Here is a 23,129-nt window from a genome sequence, read left to right as displayed (position 1 = left end):
GGCTTGCCGGCGAAGAGGCCCGCAAGACCGCCTTCGCTGGCCAGCCAGCGCCCACAAGGTCCCGTTGAATAGAGGATTTTTATCATGGCTAAAATCGGATTTATCGGCACCGGCATCATGGGCCACCCAATGGCCGCCAACCTGCAGAAGGCCGGTCACAGCCTGCTGCTCTCGGAACACCACGGCAAGGCTCCGGCCGACCTGATCGCCGCCGGCGCCATCGCCCTGGCCTCGCCCCGGGACGTCGCCCAGGAAGCCGAGTTCGTCATCATCATGGTCCCCGATACCCCCCAGGTCGAAGACGTGCTGCTGCGCGCCGACGGCGTGGCCGCCGGGATCGGCAAGGGCAAGATCGTCATCGACATGAGCTCGATCTCGCCCACCGCTACCAAGGCCTTCGCCGCCAAGATCAACGAAACCGGCGCCCAGTACCTGGACGCCCCGGTGTCCGGCGGTGAAGTCGGGGCCAAGGCCGCCACCCTGAGCATCATGGTCGGTGGCGACAGCCAGGCCTTCGAACGTGCCCTGCCGCTGTTCCAGAGCATGGGCAAGAACATCACCCTGGTGGGTGGCAACGGTGACGGCCAGACTGCCAAGGTGGCCAACCAGATCATCGTCGCCCTGAACATCCAGGCCGTGGCCGAAGCCCTGCTGTTCGCCTCGAAGAACGGCGCCGACCCGGCCAAGGTGCGTGAAGCACTGATGGGTGGCTTCGCTTCCTCGAAGATCCTCGAAGTGCACGGCGAGCGGATGATCAAGGGCACCTTCGACCCGGGCTTCCGCATCAACCTGCACCAGAAGGACCTGAACCTGGCCCTGAGCGGTGCCCGCGAGCTGGGCATCAACCTGCCCAACACCGCCAACACCCAGCAAGTGTTCAGCACCTGCACCGCCATCGGTGGCGCCAACTGGGACCACTCGGCCCTGATCAAGGGCCTGGAACACATGGCCAACTTCTCGATCCGCGAGAAGAAATAAGCAGCATCCGTAGCCGCCCCGCAGGCTGCGCCAAGGTTCGCAGGAAACGCCTCACGGCGGGCCAGGGACAGGCCCTGCTGACCTTGCCGCCACCTGAGGTGGCGGCTACACCCGTTTCAAGCCCCCCATAACAAGAAATCCGGGAGCCCGCCATGTCGGTCGATCCGCAAAAATTCCTCCGTGAGCTGTTCGCCACAGCCATCGACGCCGCCCACCCGCAACAGGTTCTGCAAGCCCATCTCCCCAGCGACCGCAGCGGCCGCGTCATCGTCATCGGCGCCGGCAAGGCCGCCGCGGCCATGGCCCAGGTGGTCGAGCGCAGCTGGCAGGGCGAAGTCTCCGGGCTGGTGGTCACCCGCTACGGCCACGGCGCCCCCTGCACCAAGATCGAAGTGGTCGAAGCCGCCCACCCGGTGCCCGACGCCGCCGGCCTGGCCGTGGCCAAGCGCGTGCTGGAACTGGTCAGCAACCTGTCGGAACAGGATCGGGTGATCTTCCTGCTGTCCGGTGGCGGTTCGGCGCTGCTGGCCCTGCCAGCCGCCGGCATCACCCTGGCGGACAAGCAGGCCATCAACAAGGCCCTGCTCAAATCCGGCGCCACCATCGGCGAGATGAACTGCGTGCGCAAGCACCTCTCGGCGATCAAGGGTGGACGCCTGGCCAAGGCCTGCTGGCCGGCCACGGTCTACACCTATGCGATTTCCGATGTACCCGGCGACCTGGCCACGGTCATCGCCTCCGGCCCCACCGTGGCCGACCCCAGCACCTCGGCCGAGGCCCTGGCGATTCTCAAGCGCTATGGCATCGACGTACCGGCCGCGGTCCGCAGCTGGCTGCAGAGCCCAGAGTCGGAAACCGTCAAGCCCGGTGACCCGTGCCTGGCGCGCAGCCACTTCCAACTGATCGCCCGGCCCCAACAGTCCCTTGAGGCGGCGGCCGTGAAGGCTCGCCAGGCCGGCTTCAGTCCACTGATCCTCGGCGACCTGGAGGGAGAATCCCGGGAGGTGGCCAAGGTCCACGCCGGCATCGCCCGCCAGGTCGCCCTGCACGGCCAGCCCCTGGCGGCGCCCTGCGTGATCCTCTCCGGCGGTGAAACCACCGTCACCGTGCGCGGCAATGGCCGTGGCGGGCGCAACGCGGAGTTCCTCCTGAGCCTCACCGACAGCCTCAAGGGCTACCCGGGCATCTATGCCCTGGCCGGCGACACTGACGGCATCGACGGTTCCGAGGACAATGCCGGGGCCATCATGACCCCGGACAGCTACGCCCGCGCCGCGGCCCTGGGCCTGAGCGCCAGCGACGAGCTGGACAACAACAACGGCTATGGCTACTTCGCGGCGCTGGGGGACCTGATCGTCACCGAGCCGACCCGCACCAACGTCAACGACTTCCGCGCCATCCTGATTCTCGAGAACCCCAAACATGACGCCTGACAAGAAGGTCAAAATCCTCGCCACCCTGGGCCCGGCCATCGACGGCATCGAGGACATCCGTGAGCTGGTGCAAGCCGGGGTGAACATCTTCCGGCTCAATTTCAGCCACGGCGCCCATGCCGACCACGCCCAGCGCTACGAGTGGATCCGCCAGGTAGAGCGCGAACTGAACTACCCCCTCGGCATCCTCATGGACCTGCAAGGGCCGAAGCTGCGGGTCGGCACCTTCGCCGAGGGCAAGGTGCAACTGGTGCGCGGCCAGGCCCTGCGCCTGGACCTCGACGCGACCCCGGGCAACGCCCAGCGGGTCAGCCTGCCGCACCCGGAGATCATCGCCGCCCTGGAGCCGGGCATGGACCTGCTGCTGGACGACGGCAAGCTGCGCCTGCGGGTGATCGCCAAGCACGCCGATGCCATCGAGACCACCGTGCTCAATGGCGGTGAGCTGTCGGACCGCAAGGGCGTCAACGTGCCCCAGGCGGTACTCGACCTCAGCCCGCTGACGGCCAAGGACCGTCGCGACCTGAGCTTCGGCCTGGAACTGGGGGTGGACTGGGTGGCCCTGTCCTTCGTGCAGCGCCCGGAAGACATTCGTGAAGCCCGTGCGCTGATCGGCGACAAGGCTTACCTGATGGCCAAGATCGAGAAGCCTTCGGCCGTCACCCAACTGCGGGAAATCGCCGAGCTGAGCGATGCGATCATGGTGGCCAGGGGCGACCTGGGGGTGGAAGTACCGGCAGAAAGCGTGCCGCAGATCCAGAAAAACATCATCAGCACCTGCCGCCAGTTGGGCAAGCCGGTGGTGGTGGCCACCCAAATGCTCGAATCCATGCGTTTCTCCCCTGCGCCGACCCGGGCCGAGGTCACCGACGTCGCCAACGCCGTGGCCGAGGGTGCGGACGCCGTGATGCTGTCGGCGGAAACCGCTTCCGGCGAATACCCGCTGGAGGCCGTGCAGATGATGAGCAAGATCATCCGCCAGGTGGAAACCGGCCCGGACTACCAGACCCAACTGGACGTCAGCCGGCCCCAGGCCGAGGCCACGGTCTCGGACGCCATCAGCTGCGCGATCCGCCGGGTGTGCAGCATCCTGCCAGTGGCGGTGCTGGTGAACTACAGCGAATCCGGCAGTTCGACCCTGCGCGCCGCCCGCGAGCGGCCTTCGGTGCCGATCCTCAACCTGACGCCGAACCTTGCCACTGCTCGCCGCCTGACAGTGGCCTGGGGTGTGCATTCGGTGGTCAACGACCGACTGCGCCAGGTCGACGAGGTGTGTGCCACGGCCCTGGAAATCGCCCAGGCCCAGGGCCTGGCCAAGCGCGGCGACACCGTGGTGATCACCACCGGTGTGCCGTTCGGCCAGCCGGGCACCACCAATTCGTTGCGTGTCGAAACCCTTCTCTGACCCGCAGCCCATGGCGCCGCTGACCGGCCAGAGCCTCCCGCAGAGGAGGCCTGGGCGGGCAAGCGCAACCCTCGCCCAGGGGCCGCCCCACTGATTTGCATCATGCCTTCACAGTCTTTCAATGCCTTCTGCCCCGACTGGGCCACTGCCCTGCTTAACGGCTTCAGTCAGATCTTTCTCCAGCGCCATCCGCTGTGCGGCCTGCTGTGCCTGCTGGCGATCCTGGTCAGTGCCCCGGCACTGCTCGGCGCTGCCCTGCTGGGAGCCCTGGCCGGGCTGCTGACCGCGCAACGCCGGGGGTACGCCAAGGCCGACCGCCAGGCCGGGCTGTTCAGCTACAACGGCGTACTGCTGGGCCTGCTGCTGGGCCTGTACCTGCCCTGGTCGGTATTGCTGCCGCCGCTGATCATCGCCGCCGGCGGCCTCAGCGCGATCATTACCCAGCAATGGCTCAAACGTGCCCGCAACCCCGCCAGCCTGCCGGCCTACACCGCGCCCTTCGTCGGCCTCGGCTGGCTGCTGCTGAGCCTGATCGAGCCGCTGCCCGCGGCCACCCAGGGCGTGCCCGGGCTGTCCTTGGCGAACCTGCTGGGTGGGCTGTTCCAGGGCCTGGGGCAGATCATGTTCCTCGGCCAGCCCCTGGCCGGCCTGCTGATTCTGCTCGGCCTGCTGCTGGCCAGCCGCCGCGCGGCAGCCTGGGCCCTGTTCGGCTCCGCCTGCGGCCTGCTCTTTGCCCTGCTGCAGCAAGAGCATGCCCAGGCCCTGCAGGGCCTGGGCGGCTACAACTGCGCCCTGGTCGCCCTGGCCCTGGGCCAGCAGGCCCGGCACCCCTGGCGGCCGCTACTGGGGATGCTGCTGGCACTGCTGATCAGCCCGGGGCTGGTCGCCCTGGGTCTTGCGCCCCTGACCGCACCCTTTGTCCTGGCCTGCTGGCTGGTGCACACCGTCGACCGGGTGCTGGGCCGAAACGTGCGGGGCGACGCGCCTTGCGCTCCCCCGGCAAATCCCCCTAGGCTTCGCTGACTTTCGATTCAGGCGATTTCCATGGGCAACAGCGACAACTGGCGGCAGCGCCTCTACGTAATGATCTTCCAGACCGATACGGTGGCGGGGAGGCGCTTTGACAGCACCCTGCTGCTGATCATCCTCGCCAGCCTGGTGATCGTGATTCTCGACAGCATCGATGAGGTGCACAGCAACTACGCCGACGTCCTGGCCTACATCGAATGGGGCTTCACCCTGATCTTCGCCATCGAGTACGGACTGCGCCTGTATTGCTCCCCCAAACCCCTGCGCTACGCCTTCAGTTTCTATGGCCTGGTGGACCTGCTGGCGATCGTCCCCGGCATCCTCGCCCTGTACTACAGCGACGCCCAATACCTGCTGATCATCCGCATCATCCGCATGCTGCGGATCTTTCGCGTGCTCAAGCTGGCGCCCTACCTCAAGCAGGCCCACTACCTGCTGGACGCCCTGCGCGGCAGCAAGCAGAAGATCCTGGTGTTCCTGCTCAGCGTCTGCACCCTGGTCACGGTGTTCGGCACCCTGATGTACGTGGTCGAAGGCCCGGAGCACGGTTTCACCAGCATTCCCAAGGGCATCTACTGGGCCATCGTCACCCTGACCACCGTGGGCTACGGCGACATCGTGCCCAAGACCGTGATCGGCCAGGTGATCTCGTCCATGGTGATGATCACCGGTTACTCGATCATCGCCGTGCCCACCGGGATCTTCACCGCGGAACTGGCCAGCGCCATGCGCGGCGAGCAGCTCAAGCACGACTGCCCGGTGTGCCGCAAGAACACCCACGAACCCGCCGCGGCCTTCTGTTCCCGCTGCGGCAATGCGCTATTCAGGAAACTGGAATAAGCAAAGTACTTTTTAATCTTTAAAGAGATATAGCGCCCCGGCTATAGTCGGCGGCAAATTGCCTTCACTCTCGAACAAAAGGAATGTGCAGTGAAAAAACTCTTCAGCGCCTCGCTACTGGCCGCCGGCCTGGCCCTGGGCAGCGTCGCCCAGGCCGCACCGACCCTGCTCAACGTTTCCTACGACGTGATGCGCGACTTCTACAAGGACTACAACGCCGCCTTCCAGAAACACTGGAAAGCCGAGCACAACGAGAACATCACCCTGCAGATGTCCTTCGGCGGCTCCAGCAAACAGGCGCGCTCGGTAATCGACGGCCTGCCGGCGGATGTCATCACCATGAACATGGCCACCGACATCAACGCCCTGGCGGACAACGGCAAGCTGGTGCCGGACAACTGGGTGACCCGCCTGCCGAACAACAGCGCGCCGTTCACCTCGGCCACCGTGTTCATCGTGCGCAAGGGCAACCCCAAGGCCCTGAAGGACTGGCCGGACCTGCTCAAGGACGGCGTGCAGGTGATAGTGCCCAACCCCAAGACCTCGGGTAACGGCCGCTACACCTACCTCTCGGCCTGGGGCTATGTGCTCAAGAACGGCGGCGATGAGAACAAGGCCAAGGACTTCGTCGGCAAGCTGTTCAAGCAGGCGCCGGTGCTCGACACGGGTGGCCGCGCCGCCACCACCACCTTCATGACCAACCAGATCGGCGACGTGCTGGTGACCTTCGAGAACGAAGCGGAGATGATCGCCCGCGAATTCGGTCGCGACCAGTTCGAGGTGATCTACCCGAGTGTGTCCGCCGAAGCCGAGCCGCCGGTATCGGTGGTGGACAAGGTGGTAGAGAAGAAAGGCACCCGCGCCGCCGCCGAGGAATACCTCAAGTACCTGTGGTCGCCGGAAGGCCAGGAAATCGCCGCCAACAACTACCTGCGCCCACGGGACCCGAAAGTGCTGGCCAAGTACACCGATCGCTTCCCGAAAGTCGACTTCCTCTCGGTGGAGAAGACCTTCGGCGACTGGCGCAGCGTGCAGAAGACCCACTTCAACGACGGCGGGATCTTCGACCAGATCTACACCAACGCCAAGTGACCCCTCGCGGGTGAATGAAAAAAGCGACCTCCGGGGTCGCTTTTTTTATGCCCCAGGGATGGCGCTCAGAGGGCTCGCGCCGGAGTGAACAGCGCCGCTTCGGCGACCTGATGGCGCTCCTCCAGCACCGCCTCCGCCTCGACTTCGATCAGCCACTCTGGCAGCGACAGCCCGCTGACGATGATCCATGAAGACGCCGGCGGCTGGCTAGCAAAGCGTTCGAGCAAGACTGCGCTGATGTGTTCCTGCTGGTTGCGGGCCGCTTCGGCGATGTAGATCCGCAGCATCACCACATCCGCCAGCCGGCCACCCGCCTCGGCCAGGACCCGGGCGATATTGTCGAAGGCCTGCTCGGTCTGCTCCCGCAGGCCCGGGCCCACGGTGCGCTCCTGCTCATCCACACCCACCTGGCCGGAAAGCAGCAGGCGCCGCCCACCGCGCACCTCCACCGCCTGGCTGAAACCGTATTGCAGGGAATTGAACACACTGGCTGGGTTGAACGTCGACTTTTCCATAAGGCACTCCCGGCGCATTGAACGACCGGAAACCGTAAACCAAGCCTTTGCCGACTTCCACTGCAACCCGCGCGCAGCAACATTTGGCAATGCAAGCCCCCACCCGCCTGGTGGCAAACCCGTGCAGCAGCGGCCTACATCGGCGGTGCGACCCCATCCTTGCCCGCGGAGATCGACTGCGCGGTGAGTTTGCCGTCATCGCTCTGGGTAACGAACATCACCACCTTGACCCCGACCTTGAGCAGGCTGCGGTCGCCGGGAGTCAGGTTGACGATGGGCACATCGTCCGGCACCAGGATCTTCTGCTGGCCGCCCTTGTAGTTGACGGTCAGGGTACGGCCATTGCTCACCACCAGGTCACCGACGCTGCCGTTGGTCATGCTGCTGCCCTTAGCCAAGTCGAAAGGCCGGTGGCCATCACCCGTACCGGCCAACTGCGGTGCAAACACATGCACTTCCAGCGCCTTGAGGGTGCCGTCGGCCATGGGCATGGCCGCCGAGCCGATGTAGCTGCCGGGCTTGATGTCCTCGATATTGGCCAGGGTCACGGCACGCACCTGGGTCTGGGGCGTCAGCTCGACGCTGACATTCTCCCCACTGTTGACGTGCACCCGCACCACGTCGCCGCCGACCCCGGTGATCTCCCCACGTACGCCAATGCGCATGCCCGGCGCGTCCTGGGCCAGGGCCGCGGCGCTGCCCAGCAGGAACGCCAGGGCCAGGCATTGAAGGTTGCACAACAAACCAGGCAAAGACCGATTCATGGAACGGATTCCTCAAGGCAATGGGTGCACAGAGCCCGTCAGTCGACTGCAAGGCCCCGGGGGAGCATGAGCATGCTATCGAACAGGATGTAAGTAAATGTATCATCGCCCCTCGACAGCGACACGCCCCGGTACTCAACGGGCCTTCATCATTCGATCGCTGACCTTTGCCACCCGGCCCGCTCCATCGCTTTGCCACGGGGTCTTGCCGACCTCGCTCCTTGCGCTTGCCCCAGAGATCGCCAATGAATTCCACGACCCAGGCTCTGCCCACCGGCAGCGCGACAATGACCCGAGGCATGGTGCTGCTGTTCGCCTTCTGCTGCGGGGCCATAGTCGCCAACATCTACTACGCACAACCGATCATCGAGCTGATTGCCCCGGACCTCGGCCTGTCCAGCGCCCTGGCCAGCCTGATCGTGTCGCTGACCCAGATCGGCTACGCCCTGGGCCTGTTCTTCCTGGTGCCCCTGGGCGATTTGCTGGAAAACCGCCGGCTGATGATCTGCACCACCCTGGTGGCGATTGCCAGCCTGCTGGGCGCGGCCTTTATCCAGCAGCCCAATGCCTTTCTCCTGGTGTCGCTGTTGATCGGCTTCAGTTCGGTGTCGGTGCAGATCCTGATTCCCCTGGCCGCGCACCTGGCCCCCGAGGAAACCCGGGGCCGGGTGGTGGGCGGGATCATGGGCGGCCTGCTGCTGGGGATTCTCCTGGCCCGGCCGGTGTCCAGCGTGGTGGCCGACCACTTCGGCTGGCGGGCGATGTTCATCGCCGCGGCGCTGCTGATGGCGGCCATCAGCCTGGTGCTGATGCTCACCATTCCCAAGCGCCAGCCGGCCCACAGCGCCACCTATGGCCAACTGCTGCATTCCCTGGGCAACTTGCTGCGCCAGCAACCGGTACTGCGCCAGCGCGCCTTCTACCAGGGTTGCCTGTTCGCCACCTTCAGCCTGTTCTGGACCGCCGCACCGCTGGAGCTGGCGCGCCAGCACGGCCTGAGCCAAAGCCAGATCGCGATCTTTGCCCTGGTGGGCGCCATCGGCGCCATCGCCGCGCCCATCAGCGGGCGCCTGGCAGATGCCGGCCATACCCGCATCGCCTCACTGCTGGCCATGCTGCTGGCGGCCCTGAGCTTCATCCCCAGCCTGGTGCATCCGGCCTACAGCGTGATCGGCATGGCCGTGACCGGGGTGGTCCTGGATTTCTGCGTGCAGATGAACATGGTGCTCGGCCAGCGCGCCGTGTACGCCCTCGACGCCCACAGCCGCAGCCGCCTGAATGCGCTGTACATGACCAGCATCTTCATCGGCGGTGCCTTTGGCTCCTCGATTGCCAGTGCGGTGTACGAGCATGGCGGCTGGCTGGGCATCGTGCTGGTGGGCAGCGCCTTCCCGCTGCTGGCCTTGATGCGTTTCCTGCTGGTGCGGGACAACCGCCGCCCGGCCCGGGCCTGAGGAAAAGGCGCGGCGCCCTTGCCCCTGCCCGGAGTTGCCCGGGCAGGCAAGCTGCACCGGGGCGGGCGCCTCAGATGCGTTCGCGCACCAGGACTTCGATATTGGCCGCCGCCCCCCAGAGCCGCAGGCGCCCGATCAGGCCGGCATCGGTTTCCCCCACCAGGTACAGAGTGTCGATGGTCTGGGTCGCGGCCCATTCGACGAACTCGCTGCTGTCGAAGTCGGCCAGGCTGGCCAGCTGGAATTCACTTTCATAGAAGCCCGGGGTGACCGGGACCGGGGTGTCCTGGGGGCCGGGCGCGCCGATGAAGTCGCAGCCCAGGTGCACCACACCCCAACGGGCTACCCGCCAATTGCCCAGGGCTTCATCCAGCCGAGCCCGGGCGCCACGGGCAAAACCCAGGCCATCGATGACCACGCGGCGGTTGATGATCAGCCACAGCTTGCGCCGCCGTGGTGCCTTGAGCAGCACTTCGCCGGTGACCTTGGAGGCGCGCAATGCCAGGGCGATCACCAGCAGCAAGGGCACGAAGTAGCTGTAGAGCCTCTCGGTAGCGCTGACCGTTACCAACCCGTACAGGCGCCGCACCTCGGCCCGCTGCTGCTCCAGTTCCTTGATGCTTTCACTCAAGCCCTGCAGCCATTGGCGGATGGGAGCCGCCGTGTATTCGCCGCGGATATCCTCCAGCGCCTGCTGCACCTTGACCTCTGCCAAGACCGAAAGGCGCCCGTCCGCGGTGCGCTCCAGCGCTGCAAAACGCTCGCACAGGCTGCTGACCTGGGCCGCATCCTGGGGCTCGTAGCGAGCGATGGCCGCCTTGCAGTGCTCCACGCCCAGCATGTCCTCGATCTCCGTGGCCACGCGCCGCTGCAGCCCGGCCTGGGCCTGCTGCGCCAATTGGTAGTCGGTCTGGAACCAGTCCACGCGCACCGCCTGGGTGGCGCTGATCAGGGCCAGGGACGCCAGCAGCAGCCAGGCGTAGTCCACGCGCTTCCAGCCGATCTCGCCCAAGCGAAAGACCGAGATCAGGCTCCAGCAGAAGAAGTAGTACATGAAGACGAATGCCAGCAGCAGGCACACCGGCTCCAGCGACAGGTAGATCAGCTCCGGCACCTCGGTCGGGCCAAAGCCATACACCAGCAACAGCACACAGATCAGCGCAAGCCAGAACACCATCGGCGTGAAATAGGGTTTGTTCAGGTCATTCTTCATCGGGCGCTCAACGGCTGATACTCGGGAACACCCCGCTGTATCGGCCAGGCATCCCGAGGCTTAAATAATCCAGCCCGGGCGCAGGCTCTGGCCTGCGCCTCTGCGCTTATCGGACAGGGTTACTGGAACTGGCGACCAAGCCCGGCAGGCACACCATGGATATCGGTGTCTTCCCAGGGCCCGTCAGGGCTGATGGAGCGGCTCCAGCCATTGTTCCAGCGGTAATAGGTGCGCTGGCGGTAGAAGGTGTTGCTCTGGTCATCCAGCACATAGACCCCCAACCGCGCATCCCAATGGCTGTGCCCGCCCGGTGGCGGCGCGAAGCTGGCGGAGGTGCGTGGCAGGGGCTTGGCGGCGGGGATCGGCGCGCTGGGCGTACCCGGCGCCGTGGACGGGCGTGTGCTCGGACCTGCCGGCGGGATCGGCTCGGAGCTGGTGGGCACCGGCCGATGGACCGTACATGCGCTCAACCCCAGGACCAGTGATAACAGGGTGATACGAGCGATGGCGGTCATGGCGGCTTCTCTGATTATTGATCCGGGCTGTCGATGGTCAGCTGCTGGGCAGCGGTGGTGCTGCTGGCCAGAGGCTGGCTGCGCCCGACCCACTCGCCGGCCGTCGGCTGGCCGGCGCGGGACACGCGCGCAACCAGTTGGACTTCAGGGAAGTTCGACAGTTTCAACTGCGGCATCATCGCGTCGGCATCCGCCAGCTCGACCGTGGCCGGCAAGTCGGCCACGGTCAGGCGCTTGGCCGCCAGCGGCGCGGGTGGGCCCTGGGTGGCGCGAGCGAAGATGAACACGCTGTCGCCCGGCTGGACCTTGGCCTTGAGCTCGGCCGCCAGGTCGACCCTGACCTTGAGCACCGCGCCCTTGGCCTGAGCCTTGGCCGCAGGTTCGCTGGCAACCTTGCCGCCACTGGCCACCAGCTTCTCGCTGGCGCGGTCGATACCACCCTGCAACGCGGCGCGGGAGTTGTCGTCCGGCGGCAGTTGCGCCTGCAGGCGCTTCCAGTAGTCGATGGCTTCCTGGAAACGCCCGCCTTCGAAGGCGGCGATCCCCAGCAGCCCGAGGCTGGTGACTTCATTGGGGTCGGCTTTCAGGGCTTCGTCGGTCAGGCCCTGGACCTTGTCCGACCATTGCTTGTTGTCGGCAAAGTACTGCGCCTGGGCCCATTGCCCCAGCAGCTCGGGCTGGCGCCCGGCCAGGGCCACGGTGCGTTCGAAGATCTTCGCCGCGTCCGCCGGCCGGTCCTGGGCCATGTAGGTTCGGCCGAGGAAGTACAGGCCTTCGGCGGAATCCGGCTGGGCCGCTACCGCACGCTCCAGGCGCCGGGTCATTTCCTCCATGGACTGTGGCGCCTGGGCGAACTCCCGGGTCAGCTCGACCTTGTCGCTGGCACCAAAATGCAGGTACAGGCCCAGGCCCAGTACCGGCACCAGCAGCGCGGCCAGCAACGGCAGCGGCTTGCCCAGGCGCGAAGTGCGCACGTTAGCGCTGCCTTCGGTATCGGCCAGCAGTTCGCGCGCGGCTTCGGCACGGCCGCTGTCCATCTGTTCGGCACTGAGCACGCCTTCTTGCTGCTGGCTGTGCAGTTCGGCCACGCGCTCTTCATAAAGCGCCACGTTCAGCGCGGTACGATCCTCTTCACGCTGAGCGCGACGCTCACGCAATACCGGGATCAACAGGAAACTCAGGGCAATCAGGAGCAGCAGGCCTGCCGCAAGCCAGAAATCAATCATGGGTGGTTTTTATCCAGCAGTTGGTCGAGGCGCTGACGCTCTTCGACGGAAAGCGTGTTCGGGCTATCGCTGCGCTGCACGCGCCGACGCCGGACAATCACGACAATGATCACCAGCCCGCCCAGCAGCAACCCGGCGGGGCCGAACCAGAGCAAGGCAGTCTTGCCGGTCAGGGCCGGCCGGTAGCGCACGAAGTCACCGTAGCGATCGACCATGAAGTCGATGATCTGCTGGTTGTCCTTGCCCTCGCCGAGCATGCGGAAAATCTCTTTGCGCAGGTCGGCGGCAATCGGCGCGTTGGAATCGGCGATGTCCTGGTTCTGGCACTTGGGGCAGCGCAGTTCCTTGGTCAGCTCGTGGAACCGTTCGCGATCGGTGTCGTTGGCGAACTGGTAGGTGTCGATGGCGGCATGGGCCATGCCGGCGATGCCCAGGCCCAGGATGGCGGCGGCTAACCAGCGCTTCATGGCTTGGCCTCGTCGACCAGGGCCTGGTACTTGGCGGCCAGTTGCTCGCGCCACACCACTTCGTCGATCACCCCGACGTACTTGTCGCGGATGATGCCCTTGGCGTCGATGAAAAAGGTTTCCGGAGCGCCGTAGACGCCCAGGTTCAGCCCCAGGGAGCCCTCCTCGTCACGCACGTCCAGCAGGTAGGGATTGTGGAATTCGGCCAGCCACTTCAGGGCATCGGCGTTGACGTCCTTGTAGTTGATGCCGTAGATCACCACGCCCTTCTCGGCCAGCTTGTTCAGTACCGGGTGCTCGACCCGGCAGGAAATGCACCAGGTGCCCCAGACGTTGACCAGCGCCGGCTTGCCCAGCAGGTCGGCGCGGGTCAGGGTCTTGTCGCCCTGCACCGACGGCAGGGAGAACTCCGGGAACGGCTTGCCGATCATCGCCGACGGCAGTTCGGCCGGGTCCAGGTACAACCCCCGATAGAGGAACACCGCCACCACCAGGAACACCGCCAGGGGCAGCATCATCATCCAGCGTCTCATGCCGTAGCTCCTGTCATGCCCAGCGCTTCGCGCACGCGGCTTTTAACCTTGACCCGGTAGCGCCGGTCCAGGGCCGCCAGCAAGCCACCGAAACCGGTGAGCAGGCCGCCGAACCAGATCCAGCGCACGAACGGCTTGACGTGTACCCGCACCGCCCAGGCGCCATCGCCCAGGGGCTCGCCAAGGGCCACATACAGGTCGCGGGTGAAGCCGGCATCGATCCCGGCCTCGGTCATCATCGAACTCTGCACGGTATACAGGCGCTTCTCCGGATGCAGCACCGCCACTTCCTTGCCGTTGCGCACCACGCGGACGGTGCCCTTGTCGGAAGTGAAGTTCGGCCCTTCGAAGTGCTTGGCGCCCTCGAAGATGAAGTGATAGCCGGCCAGTTCCATGGATTCGCCCGGCGCCAGGCGCAGATCGCGCTCGGCGCTGTTCTGGCTCGACAGCACCACGCCCAGGGCGCAGACCGCGATGCCCAGGTGCGCCAGCTGCATGCCCCAGTAGCTGCGGGTCAGGCTCGGCAGGCCCTTGATCAGGCCCTTGTGCCGGGTCTTGTCGAGGATGTCGCGAGCCCCGGCCAGCAGCACCCAGGCCGCCAGCAGGAAGGTTGCCAGCACGGCCCAGTTGAAGTCGCCATAGGCGATGCCCGCAACCACGGCCAGGGCCACGCTGCCCAGCAGTACCGGGCCGAGCATGCCCACCAGCCATTTCACCGGGGTATCTTTCCAGCGCACCAGCACGCCCACCGCCATCACCACCATCAGCAGGGCCATCAGCGGAATGAACAGCGCGTTGAAGTACGGCGGGCCCACCGACAGCTTGGCGCCGGTCAGGGCGTCCAGCACCAGCGGGTACAGGGTGCCGAGGAGAATCATCGAGGCCGCCACCACCAGCACCAGGTTGTTGCCCAGCAGCAGGGTTTCCCGCGACCAGAGGTTGAAGCCCACCTGGCTCTTGACCACCGGCGCGCGCAGGGCGAACAGGGTCAGCGAACCACCCACCACGAACAGCAGGAAAATCAGGATGAACACGCCGCGCTCAGGGTCAGAGGCGAAGGCATGCACCGAAGTCAGGACGCCGGAACGCACCAGGAAAGTCCCCAGCAGGCTCAGGGAGAAGGCGGCAATCGCCAGCAGCACGGTCCAGCTCTTGAACACCCCGCGCTTTTCGGTGACCGCCAGGGAGTGGATCAGCGCCGTGCCCACCAGCCAGGGCATGAACGAGGCGTTTTCCACCGGGTCCCAGAACCACCAGCCACCCCAGCCCAGTTCGTAGTAGGCCCACCAGGAGCCCAGGGTGATGCCGATGCCGAGGAAGGCCCAGGCCACGATGGTCCAGGGCCGCGACCAGCGAGCCCAGGCGGCGTCCAGGCGACCGCCGAGCAAGGCGGCGATGGCGAAGGCGAAGGCCACCGAAAAACCCACATAGCCCATGTAGAGCATCGGCGGGTGAACGATCAGGCCAATGTCCTGCAACAGCGGGTTGAGGTCGCGACCATCGGCCGGCACCTGGGGCAGGATCCGCGAAAACGGGTTGGAGGTCATGATCAGGAACAGCAGGAAGCCGGTGCTGATCATGCCCATCACCGCCAGCACCCGGGCCAGCATCACCTGGGGCAACTGGCGCGAGAACACCGACACGGCGAAGGTCCAGCCACCGAGGATCAGTGCCCAGAGCAGCAGCGAGCCTTCGTGAGCCCCCCACACGGCGCTGAACTTGTAGTACCAGGGCAAGGCGCTGTTGGAGTTGCTGGCGACATAGGCCACCGAGAAATCGTCGCTCATGAAAGCGTAGGTCAGGCAGCCGAAGGCGAACGCCAGGAAGGCGAACTGGCCCCAGGCAGCCGGCTGGGCCAGGCTCATCCACAGGCGATCACCGCGCCAGGCCCCCAGCAGCGGCACCACGGCCTGGACCAGGGCGAAGCACAGGGCGAGGATCATCGCCAGGTGACCGAGTTCGGGAACGAACAGTGCGGAACTCATGGCTTAACCCTCTTTCGCTGGTGTCGGTGCCGACTGGCCGCTGTCTTTCAGGGCCTTGGTGACTTCCGGCGGCATGTACTTCTCGTCGTGCTTGGCCAGCACTTCATCGGCCACCACCACGCCATCGGCGTTGAGCTTGCCCAGGGCAACGATGCCCTGCCCTTCGCGGAACAGGTCCGGAAGGATGCCGCGGTAGGTGATGGTCACCGACTTGTTGAAGTCGGTGACCACGAATTTCACGTCCAGGGAGTCGGCGGAACGCTGCAGGGAACCGGCCTGGACCATGCCGCCGGCGCGGATCCGCGTGTCCAGCGGTGCTTCGCCATTGGCGATCTGGGTCGGGGTGTAGAACAGGTTGATGTTTTCCTTCAGCGCGCTGAGGGCCAGGCCAACGGCAATGCCGACACCGACCAGAATCGCCAGGATGATCAAAAGACGCTTTTTACGCAGCGGATTCACTTACCGTTCTCCCGGCGCAGACGACGCGCCTCTTGTTGCAGATAGCGCTTGCGCGCCAGGATCGGCGCCACCAGCTCACGAGCCAGGACCACCAGGCAAATGCCATAGGCCGACCAGACGTAGAGGCCGTGATGGCCCATGGCGAGAAAATCGCTGAAGGATGCAAAACTCATCGGGCGGCCTCCAGGCTGCGTTGGACTTCGGCCTTGACCCAACTGGTCCGGGCTTCACGCTTGAGCACCTCAAGGCGCATGCGCAGCAACAGCAGCACACCAAACAAACAGTAGAAACCCAACGAGGTCAGCAGCAGCGGCAGCCACATTTCCACCGGCATGGCAGGCTTTTCGGTCAGGGTGAAGGTCGCGCCCTGGTGGAGGGTGTTCCACCATTCCACCGAGTATTTGATGATCGGGATATTCACCACGCCGACAATCGCCAGCACCGCACAGGCCTTGGCGGCGCTGTCACGATTGCTGATGGCGGCATTGAGTGCAATCAGACCTGCGTACAGAAACAGCAGGATCAGCATCGACGTTAGTCGGGCATCCCAGACCCACCAGGAACCCCAGGTCGGCTTGCCCCAGATAGCCCCGGTCACCAGGGCCAGGAAAGTGATCGAGTGCCCGATGGGCGCCGCGCATTGCAGGGCGACATCGGCCAGTTTCATTTTCCACACCAGCCCGACCACACCGCACACGGCCAGCATGACGTAGCAGGACTGGGCTAGCATCGCCATCGGCACATGGATGTAGATGATGCGGAAACTGTTGCCTTGCTGGTAATCCGGTGGCGCAAAGGCCAGGCCCCAGACCACGCCGATGCCGATCAGCAACACGGCGGCAACACTCAGCCAGGGCAGCAGCTTGCCACTGATGCCGTAAAACCATTTAGGCGAGCCGAGCTTATGAAACCAAGTCCAGTTCATTCACTATTTCCATCACGGGTGCTTTTCGTGGTCGAAAAGCCTGGGTCTTTTCTCAGAAAGAAGTGATCAAAAAATGATCAGACCTCATTATTATTCGCCGACGCTGATCTTCAGGCCAGCCGCTATTGCAAAGGGTGTCAAGGTTACTGCCAGGGCGGTCAGGCTCCCAAGCCACAGCAGGTAACCGGTTGCCGGCATGCCCTGCAATGCCGCCTGCAGGGCGCCACTGCCGAGAATCAGTACCGGGATGTACAACGGCAGGATCAGCAGCGCCAGCAGCAGGCCGCCACGCTTGAGCCCTACCGTCAATGCCGCGCCTACCGCGCCCAGCAGGCTGAGCACCGGGGTCCCAAGCAGCAGGGACATCAGTAGCACCGGCAGACAGGCGGCAGGCAGCCCCAGCATCACCGCCAGCAAGGGCGCGAGCAAGACCAGTGCCAACCCGGAAAACACCCAGTGTGCCAGTACCTTGGCCAGAACCAGAAGAGCCAGGGGGTGCGGCGAAAGGACCCACTGCTCCAGGGATCCATCCTCGAAATCACTGCGAAAAAGCCCGTCCAGCGAGAGCAGGACGGACAATAGGGCCGCTACCCAGACCAGCCCCGGAGACAAGGTTTGCAACAATTGTGTCTCAGGTCCCACGGCCAGGGGGAACAGTGCGACAACGATTGCGAAAAATACCAAGGGGTTGGCCAGTTCCGCCGGGCGCCGGCACAACAGGCGCGCTTCACGGGCCACCAACAGGGCAAACACACTCATGCGGCCCACCGTCCCAGGTCAATGTCACGGTAGCCGGAAGGCATGCGGGCCAGGCTGTGGTGGGTGGTCAGGACCACCATGCCGCCACGCTCGCAATGGCCCGCCAGGTGTTCTTCGAGCTGGGCCACGCCCTGCTTGTCGAGGGCGGTGAAGGGTTCGTCGAGTATCCACAACGGCGGGCTGTCCAGGTACAGGCGCGCCAAGGCCACGCGGCGCTGCTGGCCGGCGGAAAGGGTATGGCAAGGCACATCCTCGAAACCGCGCAGGCCGACCGCCGCCAGGGCCTGCCAGATCGCCTCGCGCCGGGCAGGCTGGTGCAGGGCACAGAGCCAGCTGAGGTTCTCCTCGGGGCTCAACAGCTCCTTGATGCCGGCGGCATGGCCGATCCACAACAGGTTGCGGGCCAGTTCCGCGCGCTGGGCGTGCAATGGCTGGCCATTGAGCAGCACCTGGCCGCTGGTGGGCTGCATCAACCCGGCCAGCAGGCGCAGCAGGCTGGTCTTGCCGCTGCCGTTGGGGCCGCTGATCTGCACCATGTCGCCGCCCGTCAGACGCAACTCGAGGTGTTCAAATAGCATCCGCCAATCGCGCTCACAGGCGAGTGCTACGGCTTCGAGAAGAGGGCTGGTCAAGGGATAGCGGGCCTTTACAGGTTCAAGTCGGCAACGGAGCGGCCGTTAAAGAGATGCAGGATAAATGCATTGGCGGCCTGTTCTAGAGAGCTGCGTCAAACAATTGCAATGTTTTCACCACTCCCCCAAAGACGGGCGGCATTATACATGCGAAGCCCTACGCTTATGAGGGCTAATTTCCACAGGTTGTGTCCGAATGACAGGCGAAATGAACATCCTGCCTGCGCCCCAGGTGCCCGCGCCCGGCGCCTCGCGCCCCCAGGCGATCAGCGGGGAACTGCTGAAGCTGGTGCCGCCCCTGGAAGGCCTGATTGCCGCCGGCCAGAGCGCCAAGGCCGAAGTACTGTCGCTCAAGCAGACCGACCAGACGTTCCAGTTGCTGCTCAAAGTGACCCTGGACAACGGCCGGCAAACCACTTTGCAGGCCACCAGCAATCAACCCCTGCCCCAGGGCACCAGCCTGGCGGTCACCCAGCCCTCGGCGGGCAACCTGGCGATCACCGTGCAACAGGCCATCGCCTCCAGTGTCGCCGCCCTGACCCGCCTGGACACCAGCCAACTGCCCCCCGGCACCCTGATCCAGGCCAAGGTGCTGACCAGCCAGATGTTGCCCCAGGGCACCAGCCAGCCGGCGATCTATCGCTCCCTGGTGAGCCTGCTCAACACCGCACAGAGCGGCGCCACCCTGAGCATCGAAAGCCCGCAGCCGCTGCGCATCGGCAGCCTGCTCAGCGCCCTGGTCTCGGATGCCCAGACCCTGAGTTTCGTCCCCCTGAGCAGCCGTCAGGAGCAATTGGCCATCGCCGCCCAACTGGCCAGCCAGCAAAGCCGCCAGGGCTCCCTCAGCGGCTTGATCAACGCCCTGCAGAACCTGCCCGCCGACAGTGCCCCCTCGACCACCTCCACCGACCTGCGCGCCGCCGTCGAGCGCCTGCTGGCCGGCCTGCCCGACGTGCAGCAACTGAGCAACCCGCGCGGCGTGGCCCAGGCCTTGCTGGGCAGCGGCCTGTTCCTGGAAGCCCGGTTGCTGGCCGGAGCCAACCCAGGGCAGGTGCCGGACATGAAGGCCGACCTGTTGCGCCTGATCGCCCAGCTGACCCCAGGCCTGCCCGCCTCCACCAGCTTCAACGCCATCCTGGCCGCCAACACCCTGGCCCAGTCGCTGCCCAGCTTCGTGCGCAGCGCCCTGGGTACCCTCGGCCAGGTCAGCGCCAAGGCTTCGCCCACCGGCTTTCCATTGCCGGAACGGTTGCTGCAGAGCCTGGAAGGCGAAGGTGACCTGGAACAACTGCTGCGCCTGGCCGCCGCGGCCGTATCGCGCTTGCAGAGCCATCAACTGTCGAGCCTGGAGCAAAGCGGCCTAACCGACGATGGCCGGCTGTTGAGCACCTGGCAGTTGGAAATCCCCATGCGCAACCTGCAGGACATCGTGCCCTTGCAGGTCAAGCTGCAGCGCGAAGAGGCGCCGGAACCGGAGCCGGAACACAAACGCGAGGAACGTGAGCCCAAGCAGGCCCTGTGGCGGGTCGACCTGGCCTTCGACCTGGAGCCTCTGGGCCCGCTGCAAGTCCAGGCACAGCTGATCCAGGGCCGGCTGTCCAGCCAGCTCTGGGCCGAGCGCCCCTACACGGCGAGCCTGATTGAAAGCCACCTGGGCAACCTGCGCGAACGCCTGCTGGCCTCGGGACTGAATGTCGGCGACCTGGATTGCCACCTCGGCACTCCGCCCCAGGGCCCGCAAACCCGATTGGAACAACGCTGGGTGGACGAAACCGCATGAAGCACTCTCCGCCACCACGCCAGGCCATCGCCCTCAAATACGATGGCCAGCAAGCTCCGACCCTCACCGCCAAGGGCGATGACGAACTGGCCGAAGCCATCCTGAAGATTGCCCGGGACTATGAAGTCCCGATCTACGAGAACGCCGAGCTGGTGAAGCTGCTGGCGCGACTGGAACTGGGCGAGAGCATTCCGCCGGAGCTGTACCGGACCATCGCCGAGATCATCGCCTTCGCCTGGAACCTCAAGGGCAAGTTCCCGGCGGGGCATGATCCGCAACGGGCGGAACTGGAGAAGGACGTCACCGAACGCGGCGACGATTACTGATACAACCCGTCCGCATAAAGGCCCCAGGGGCCTTTTGCGGCGGGCGTTCGCGGCTACATCAGCCTTTGTGCAGCTTGCTGACCAGCTCCGCTTCGGCCTGGGTGAGGCCGCAGGACTGGGTCAGCTCGTCGACGCTGGCGCCCATGCCCACCAGGCGCGCGGCCTGGGCGAACGACAGGCTGGAAGGGTCACGCTGCTCCAGCTGGGCCAGCTTGTCCGGCAAAGGCGCTACCACAGCGCGCAACTCGTGCAGGTCCTCGCCCATGCGCACCGTACCGCTCTGGTAATGGTCGACGCGCTTGGCCAGCTCCTTGATCCGCTGGTCGCGCACGGCGTCACCCTCAGCCTGCTGGGCAGCAATCTGCCGCTGGTTGCGGGTGTAGGACAGGAACAGAGCCAGAGTGGCGACCCAGAGGATCGCCAGGACAATTACCGCTACCTCGAGGATCAATCAGATACTCTCCAGTTCCGACCATTCCTCTTCGCTCATCATCTTATCCAGCTCAACCAGAATCAGCAGTTCGCCGTTCTTGTTGCACACGCCCTGGATGAACTTGGCCGACTCTTCGTTGCCGACGTTCGGCGCGGTCTCGACTTCCGACTGGCGCAGGTAAACCACTTCGGCGACGCTGTCCACCATGATCCCGACCACTTGCTTGTCGGCCTCGATGATGACGATCCGGGTGTTGTCGTTGACTTCGGTCGGCACCAGGCCGAAGCGCTGGCGGGTATCGATCACGGTCACCACGTTGCCGCGCAGGTTGATGATCCCCAGCACGTAGCTGGGTGCGCCCGGCACCGGAGCGATCTCGGTGTAGCGCAGCACTTCCTGGACCCGCATCACGTTGATGCCGTAGGACTCGTTATCCAGCTTGAAGGTGACCCATTGCAGGATCGGATCTTCGGAACCCTGTGCAGACGACGACTTATTCATACCCTGACCCCTCAAATAACCGTTGAAAACGGCGTGTGTTCTGTGTGGCCACGCCCGACGGACGTGGCCTGTTGTTGGTTTACTTCGGCTTGTGGGCCGCTTGACTGATCGCCATCTGCTTGGCGCCACCGGTGGCGATCAATTCCGCCAGTTCGGCAACATCGAGCAAGGCGCACATATGTTCAATCACCGTGCCGGCCAGCCACGGGCGTTGGCCACGGTGACTGCGCCACTTGATTTCATTGGGGTCCAGGCGCAGCGAGCGGCTGACCTGGTGCACCGCCAGCCCCCACTCATAGCCTTGGACCGAGATCACGTACTGCAGGCCCTGGCGGAAATCGTCGCGGTAGCGATCCGGCATGACCCAGCGTGCGGTATCCAGCACCTTCAGGTTGCCAGCCTGGCTCGGCAGGATACCGAGGAACCATTCCGGCTGGCCGAACAGCGGCGTCAGCTCCTGCCCGGCCAGGGAATAGATCGAGCCCAGGCATACCAGGGGCACCGCCAGGGTCAGGCCCGCGACATCGAACAACAGGCACTCGAACGGCTCTGCCGCCCAGGCGGGACGATCGCTGCCGGTGACCGGAGGCGGCGTATTGCTCGGCGGCAAGTGCACTTCCACCACGGGCGGCACCAGGGCCTGGAGCATCGGCACCACGGGCGAGAGGGTGCTTGGCATGGGCTCCGGCGCTTCCAGCACCGGGGTGGCAACGGGCTCTGGCGCGGCAACCGCAGGCGCCGAGTGCTGCTGGAGCTCGGCGTCACGGGCCTGCTCCTCCAGTACCGCGGCCTGGAATTCATCCAGCACTTCACTGGAGGCTTCGACCACTACCGGGGCGGGCACCGGGATCGGCGGCTCTGGCAGCAACTCCTCGTCGGTGGCGTCCTGCAGCAAAGCGTCCAGGTACGACTGCAGCGCCAACTGCGGCCGGCTCTTTACATCCAGAGGACGGTTCATGAGGATGCCCACGCTAAAACCCCGATACAGTGACCTGTAGGGGTTATCGGCCGGGCGGCGTGGCGACTTGAATAACGCTTCACGTCAAGCCACCTGCGCCACGAGCTGCTGGGCCAGCAAGTGCTTGAGCAAGGCCTTGTAGGCCAGTACGCCGCGGCTCTTGCCATCGAATTGCGAAGGGGTGACCCCGGCCCGGCTGGCGTCGCGCAGGCGGGTATCCACCGGAATGTAGCCTTGCCAGATCTCCTCGGGGAACTTGTCCCGCAGTACCCGCAGGGTGCCCAGGGAGGCCTGGGTACGGCGGTCGAACAGGGTCGGCACGATAGTGAACGGCAAGGGTTGCTTGCGCGAGCGATTGACCATGGCCAGGGTATTGACCATGCGCTCCAGGCCCTTGACCGCCAGGTGCTCGGTCTGCACCGGGATCACCAACTGCTGGCTGGCCGCCAGTGCGTTGACCATCAGCACCCCGAGCAACGGGGGGCTGTCGATCACCGCATAGTCGAAATCCTGCCACAGCTGCGCCAGGCTCTTGGCGATCACCAGGCCCAGGCCGCTCTGCCCTGGCGACTGGCGCTCCAGGGTGGCCAGCGCGGTGCTGGACGGCAACAGCGAAATACGCTCGTGGCTGGTGCCCAGCAACAACTGGCCCGGCAGGTCCTGGGGCACATTGCCCTTGTGCAGGAACAGGTCGTAGCTGCTGTGCTCCAGGCTGTCCGGGTCATAGCCGAAGTAGCTGGTCATGGAGCCGTGGGGGTCGAGATCGACCACGACCACACGCTTGCCCGCCTCGGCCAGCAAGCCGGCTAAAGCGATGGAACTGGTGGTTTTACCGACACCACCCTTTTGATTGGCAACTGCCCAGACTCTCATTCGGTTGGTTCCTCCCGCCCGGCCACAGCGGGGC

Annotated in this window: 26 protein-coding genes; 9 read left to right on the top strand and 17 right to left on the bottom strand. The window is 65.2% G+C overall.

All coding sequences use genetic code 11. From position 1 onward, the window contains the following. Positions 1-84: 84 nt before the first annotated feature. From AC1RL5_RS30790 to AC1RL5_RS30765, 6 genes are all read left to right on the top strand, one after another. A complete protein-coding gene (locus AC1RL5_RS30790) occupies positions 85-978 on the top strand; it encodes a 2-hydroxy-3-oxopropionate reductase (protein ID WP_011060033.1) in 894 nt (297 codons plus the stop codon). A gap of 152 nt (positions 979-1,130) precedes the next feature. Then, a complete protein-coding gene (locus tag AC1RL5_RS30785; RefSeq protein WP_011060032.1) occupies positions 1,131-2,411 on the top strand; it encodes a glycerate kinase type-2 family protein in 1,281 nt (426 codons plus the stop codon). Beyond that, positions 2,401-3,816, top strand: a complete 1,416-nt coding sequence (gene pyk / locus AC1RL5_RS30780; protein WP_015634657.1) for a pyruvate kinase — start codon at positions 2,401-2,403, stop codon at positions 3,814-3,816. The genes AC1RL5_RS30785 and pyk overlap by 11 nt, the downstream gene beginning before the upstream one ends. A gap of 102 nt (positions 3,817-3,918) precedes the next feature. Continuing rightward, a complete protein-coding gene (locus tag AC1RL5_RS30775; protein ID WP_015634656.1) occupies positions 3,919-4,839 on the top strand; it encodes an urea transporter in 921 nt (306 codons plus the stop codon). Between the two features lie 21 nt (positions 4,840-4,860). Continuing rightward, complete coding sequence (locus tag AC1RL5_RS30770; RefSeq protein WP_492590151.1) at positions 4,861-5,685, top strand: ion transporter; 825 nt, start codon at positions 4,861-4,863, stop codon at positions 5,683-5,685. Positions 5,686-5,775: 90 nt separating this feature from the next. Continuing rightward, complete coding sequence (locus tag AC1RL5_RS30765; protein ID WP_011060028.1) at positions 5,776-6,777, top strand: sulfate ABC transporter substrate-binding protein; 1,002 nt, start codon at positions 5,776-5,778, stop codon at positions 6,775-6,777. 65 nt (positions 6,778-6,842) lie between these two features. On the opposite strand, the gene AC1RL5_RS30760 is transcribed toward AC1RL5_RS30765, so the two are convergent. Then, on the bottom strand, positions 6,843-7,292 hold the full coding sequence (locus tag AC1RL5_RS30760) for a RidA family protein (RefSeq protein ID WP_011060027.1): 450 nt from the start codon (positions 7,290-7,292) through the stop codon (positions 6,843-6,845). Between the two features lie 134 nt (positions 7,293-7,426). Then, positions 7,427-8,056: a hypothetical protein gene (locus AC1RL5_RS30755; RefSeq protein WP_492590153.1), complete on the bottom strand. Its 630-nt coding sequence runs from the start codon at positions 8,054-8,056 to the stop codon at positions 7,427-7,429. A gap of 245 nt (positions 8,057-8,301) precedes the next feature. On the opposite strand from AC1RL5_RS30755, the gene AC1RL5_RS30750 reads away from it, so the two are divergent. Continuing rightward, positions 8,302-9,510, top strand: coding sequence for an MFS transporter (locus AC1RL5_RS30750; protein ID WP_041116710.1), 1,209 nt, complete (start codon positions 8,302-8,304; stop codon positions 9,508-9,510). Positions 9,511-9,580: 70 nt separating this feature from the next. Here AC1RL5_RS30750 and AC1RL5_RS30745 read toward each other — a convergent pair whose 3' ends face one another. From AC1RL5_RS30745 to ccmA, 11 genes are all read right to left on the bottom strand, one after another. Next, positions 9,581-10,723 carry an alpha/beta hydrolase family protein gene (locus AC1RL5_RS30745; RefSeq protein WP_072451665.1) on the bottom strand — a complete coding sequence of 381 codons (1,143 nt, stop codon included), beginning with the start codon at positions 10,721-10,723 and terminating at the stop codon, positions 9,581-9,583. 119 nt (positions 10,724-10,842) lie between these two features. After that, positions 10,843-11,238, bottom strand: a complete 396-nt coding sequence (locus AC1RL5_RS30740; protein WP_492590155.1) for a hypothetical protein — start codon at positions 11,236-11,238, stop codon at positions 10,843-10,845. 14 nt (positions 11,239-11,252) lie between these two features. Further along, positions 11,253-12,464 (bottom strand): c-type cytochrome biogenesis protein CcmI, encoded by a 1,212-nt coding sequence (ccmI, locus tag AC1RL5_RS30735; RefSeq protein ID WP_015634649.1) that lies wholly within the window; start codon positions 12,462-12,464, stop codon positions 11,253-11,255. Continuing rightward, positions 12,461-12,931, bottom strand: a complete 471-nt coding sequence (locus AC1RL5_RS30730) for a cytochrome c-type biogenesis protein (protein WP_011060022.1) — start codon at positions 12,929-12,931, stop codon at positions 12,461-12,463. Before AC1RL5_RS30730 ends, ccmI begins: the two co-directional genes overlap by 4 nt. Beyond that, positions 12,928-13,464 carry a DsbE family thiol:disulfide interchange protein gene (locus AC1RL5_RS30725; RefSeq protein ID WP_011060021.1) on the bottom strand — a complete coding sequence of 179 codons (537 nt, stop codon included), beginning with the start codon at positions 13,462-13,464 and terminating at the stop codon, positions 12,928-12,930. Before AC1RL5_RS30725 ends, AC1RL5_RS30730 begins: the two co-directional genes overlap by 4 nt. Then, positions 13,461-15,449 carry a heme lyase CcmF/NrfE family subunit gene (locus AC1RL5_RS30720; RefSeq protein ID WP_072451666.1) on the bottom strand — a complete coding sequence of 663 codons (1,989 nt, stop codon included), beginning with the start codon at positions 15,447-15,449 and terminating at the stop codon, positions 13,461-13,463. Before AC1RL5_RS30720 ends, AC1RL5_RS30725 begins: the two co-directional genes overlap by 4 nt. A gap of 3 nt (positions 15,450-15,452) precedes the next feature. Next, positions 15,453-15,908 (bottom strand): cytochrome c maturation protein CcmE, encoded by a 456-nt coding sequence (ccmE, locus tag AC1RL5_RS30715; RefSeq protein ID WP_011060019.1) that lies wholly within the window; start codon positions 15,906-15,908, stop codon positions 15,453-15,455. After that, on the bottom strand, positions 15,905-16,081 hold the full coding sequence (gene ccmD, locus AC1RL5_RS30710) for a heme exporter protein CcmD (protein ID WP_011060018.1): 177 nt from the start codon (positions 16,079-16,081) through the stop codon (positions 15,905-15,907). Before ccmD ends, ccmE begins: the two co-directional genes overlap by 4 nt. Next, positions 16,078-16,833 (bottom strand): heme ABC transporter permease, encoded by a 756-nt coding sequence (locus AC1RL5_RS30705; RefSeq protein ID WP_072451667.1) that lies wholly within the window; start codon positions 16,831-16,833, stop codon positions 16,078-16,080. The genes ccmD and AC1RL5_RS30705 overlap by 4 nt, the downstream gene beginning before the upstream one ends. A gap of 90 nt (positions 16,834-16,923) precedes the next feature. Beyond that, a complete protein-coding gene (ccmB, locus tag AC1RL5_RS30700; protein WP_011060016.1) occupies positions 16,924-17,592 on the bottom strand; it encodes a heme exporter protein CcmB in 669 nt (222 codons plus the stop codon). Next, positions 17,589-18,224, bottom strand: a complete 636-nt coding sequence (gene ccmA, locus AC1RL5_RS30695) for a cytochrome c biogenesis heme-transporting ATPase CcmA (protein WP_011060015.1) — start codon at positions 18,222-18,224, stop codon at positions 17,589-17,591. The genes ccmB and ccmA overlap by 4 nt, the downstream gene beginning before the upstream one ends. Before the next feature lie 196 nt (positions 18,225-18,420). Here ccmA and fliK point away from each other — a divergent pair, with 196 nt between their 5' ends. Together fliK and AC1RL5_RS30685 are read left to right on the top strand one after the other, a co-directional pair. Then, complete coding sequence (fliK, locus tag AC1RL5_RS30690) at positions 18,421-20,004, top strand: flagellar hook-length control protein FliK (RefSeq protein WP_072451668.1); 1,584 nt, start codon at positions 18,421-18,423, stop codon at positions 20,002-20,004. Further along, positions 20,001-20,330 (top strand): EscU/YscU/HrcU family type III secretion system export apparatus switch protein, encoded by a 330-nt coding sequence (locus tag AC1RL5_RS30685; protein WP_011060013.1) that lies wholly within the window; start codon positions 20,001-20,003, stop codon positions 20,328-20,330. Before fliK ends, AC1RL5_RS30685 begins: the two co-directional genes overlap by 4 nt. Positions 20,331-20,388: 58 nt before the next feature. Here the strand turns inward: AC1RL5_RS30685 and AC1RL5_RS30680 are convergent, their stop codons facing one another. From AC1RL5_RS30680 to AC1RL5_RS30665, 4 genes are all read right to left on the bottom strand, one after another. After that, positions 20,389-20,781: a DUF2802 domain-containing protein gene (locus AC1RL5_RS30680; RefSeq protein WP_011060012.1), complete on the bottom strand. Its 393-nt coding sequence runs from the start codon at positions 20,779-20,781 to the stop codon at positions 20,389-20,391. Beyond that, positions 20,782-21,264 (bottom strand): chemotaxis protein CheW, encoded by a 483-nt coding sequence (locus AC1RL5_RS30675; protein ID WP_011060011.1) that lies wholly within the window; start codon positions 21,262-21,264, stop codon positions 20,782-20,784. A gap of 79 nt (positions 21,265-21,343) precedes the next feature. Next, positions 21,344-22,222, bottom strand: a complete 879-nt coding sequence (locus tag AC1RL5_RS30670; protein ID WP_011060010.1) for a chemotaxis protein CheW — start codon at positions 22,220-22,222, stop codon at positions 21,344-21,346. Between the two features lie 84 nt (positions 22,223-22,306). Further along, a complete protein-coding gene (locus AC1RL5_RS30665) occupies positions 22,307-23,095 on the bottom strand; it encodes a ParA family protein (RefSeq protein WP_011060009.1) in 789 nt (262 codons plus the stop codon). Positions 23,096-23,129: the final 34 nt, after the last annotated feature.

It is taken from the genome of Pseudomonas sp. GW822-FHT06D10, assembly GCF_058799535.1.
This window is presented reverse-complemented; position numbering and strand designations above follow the sequence as displayed.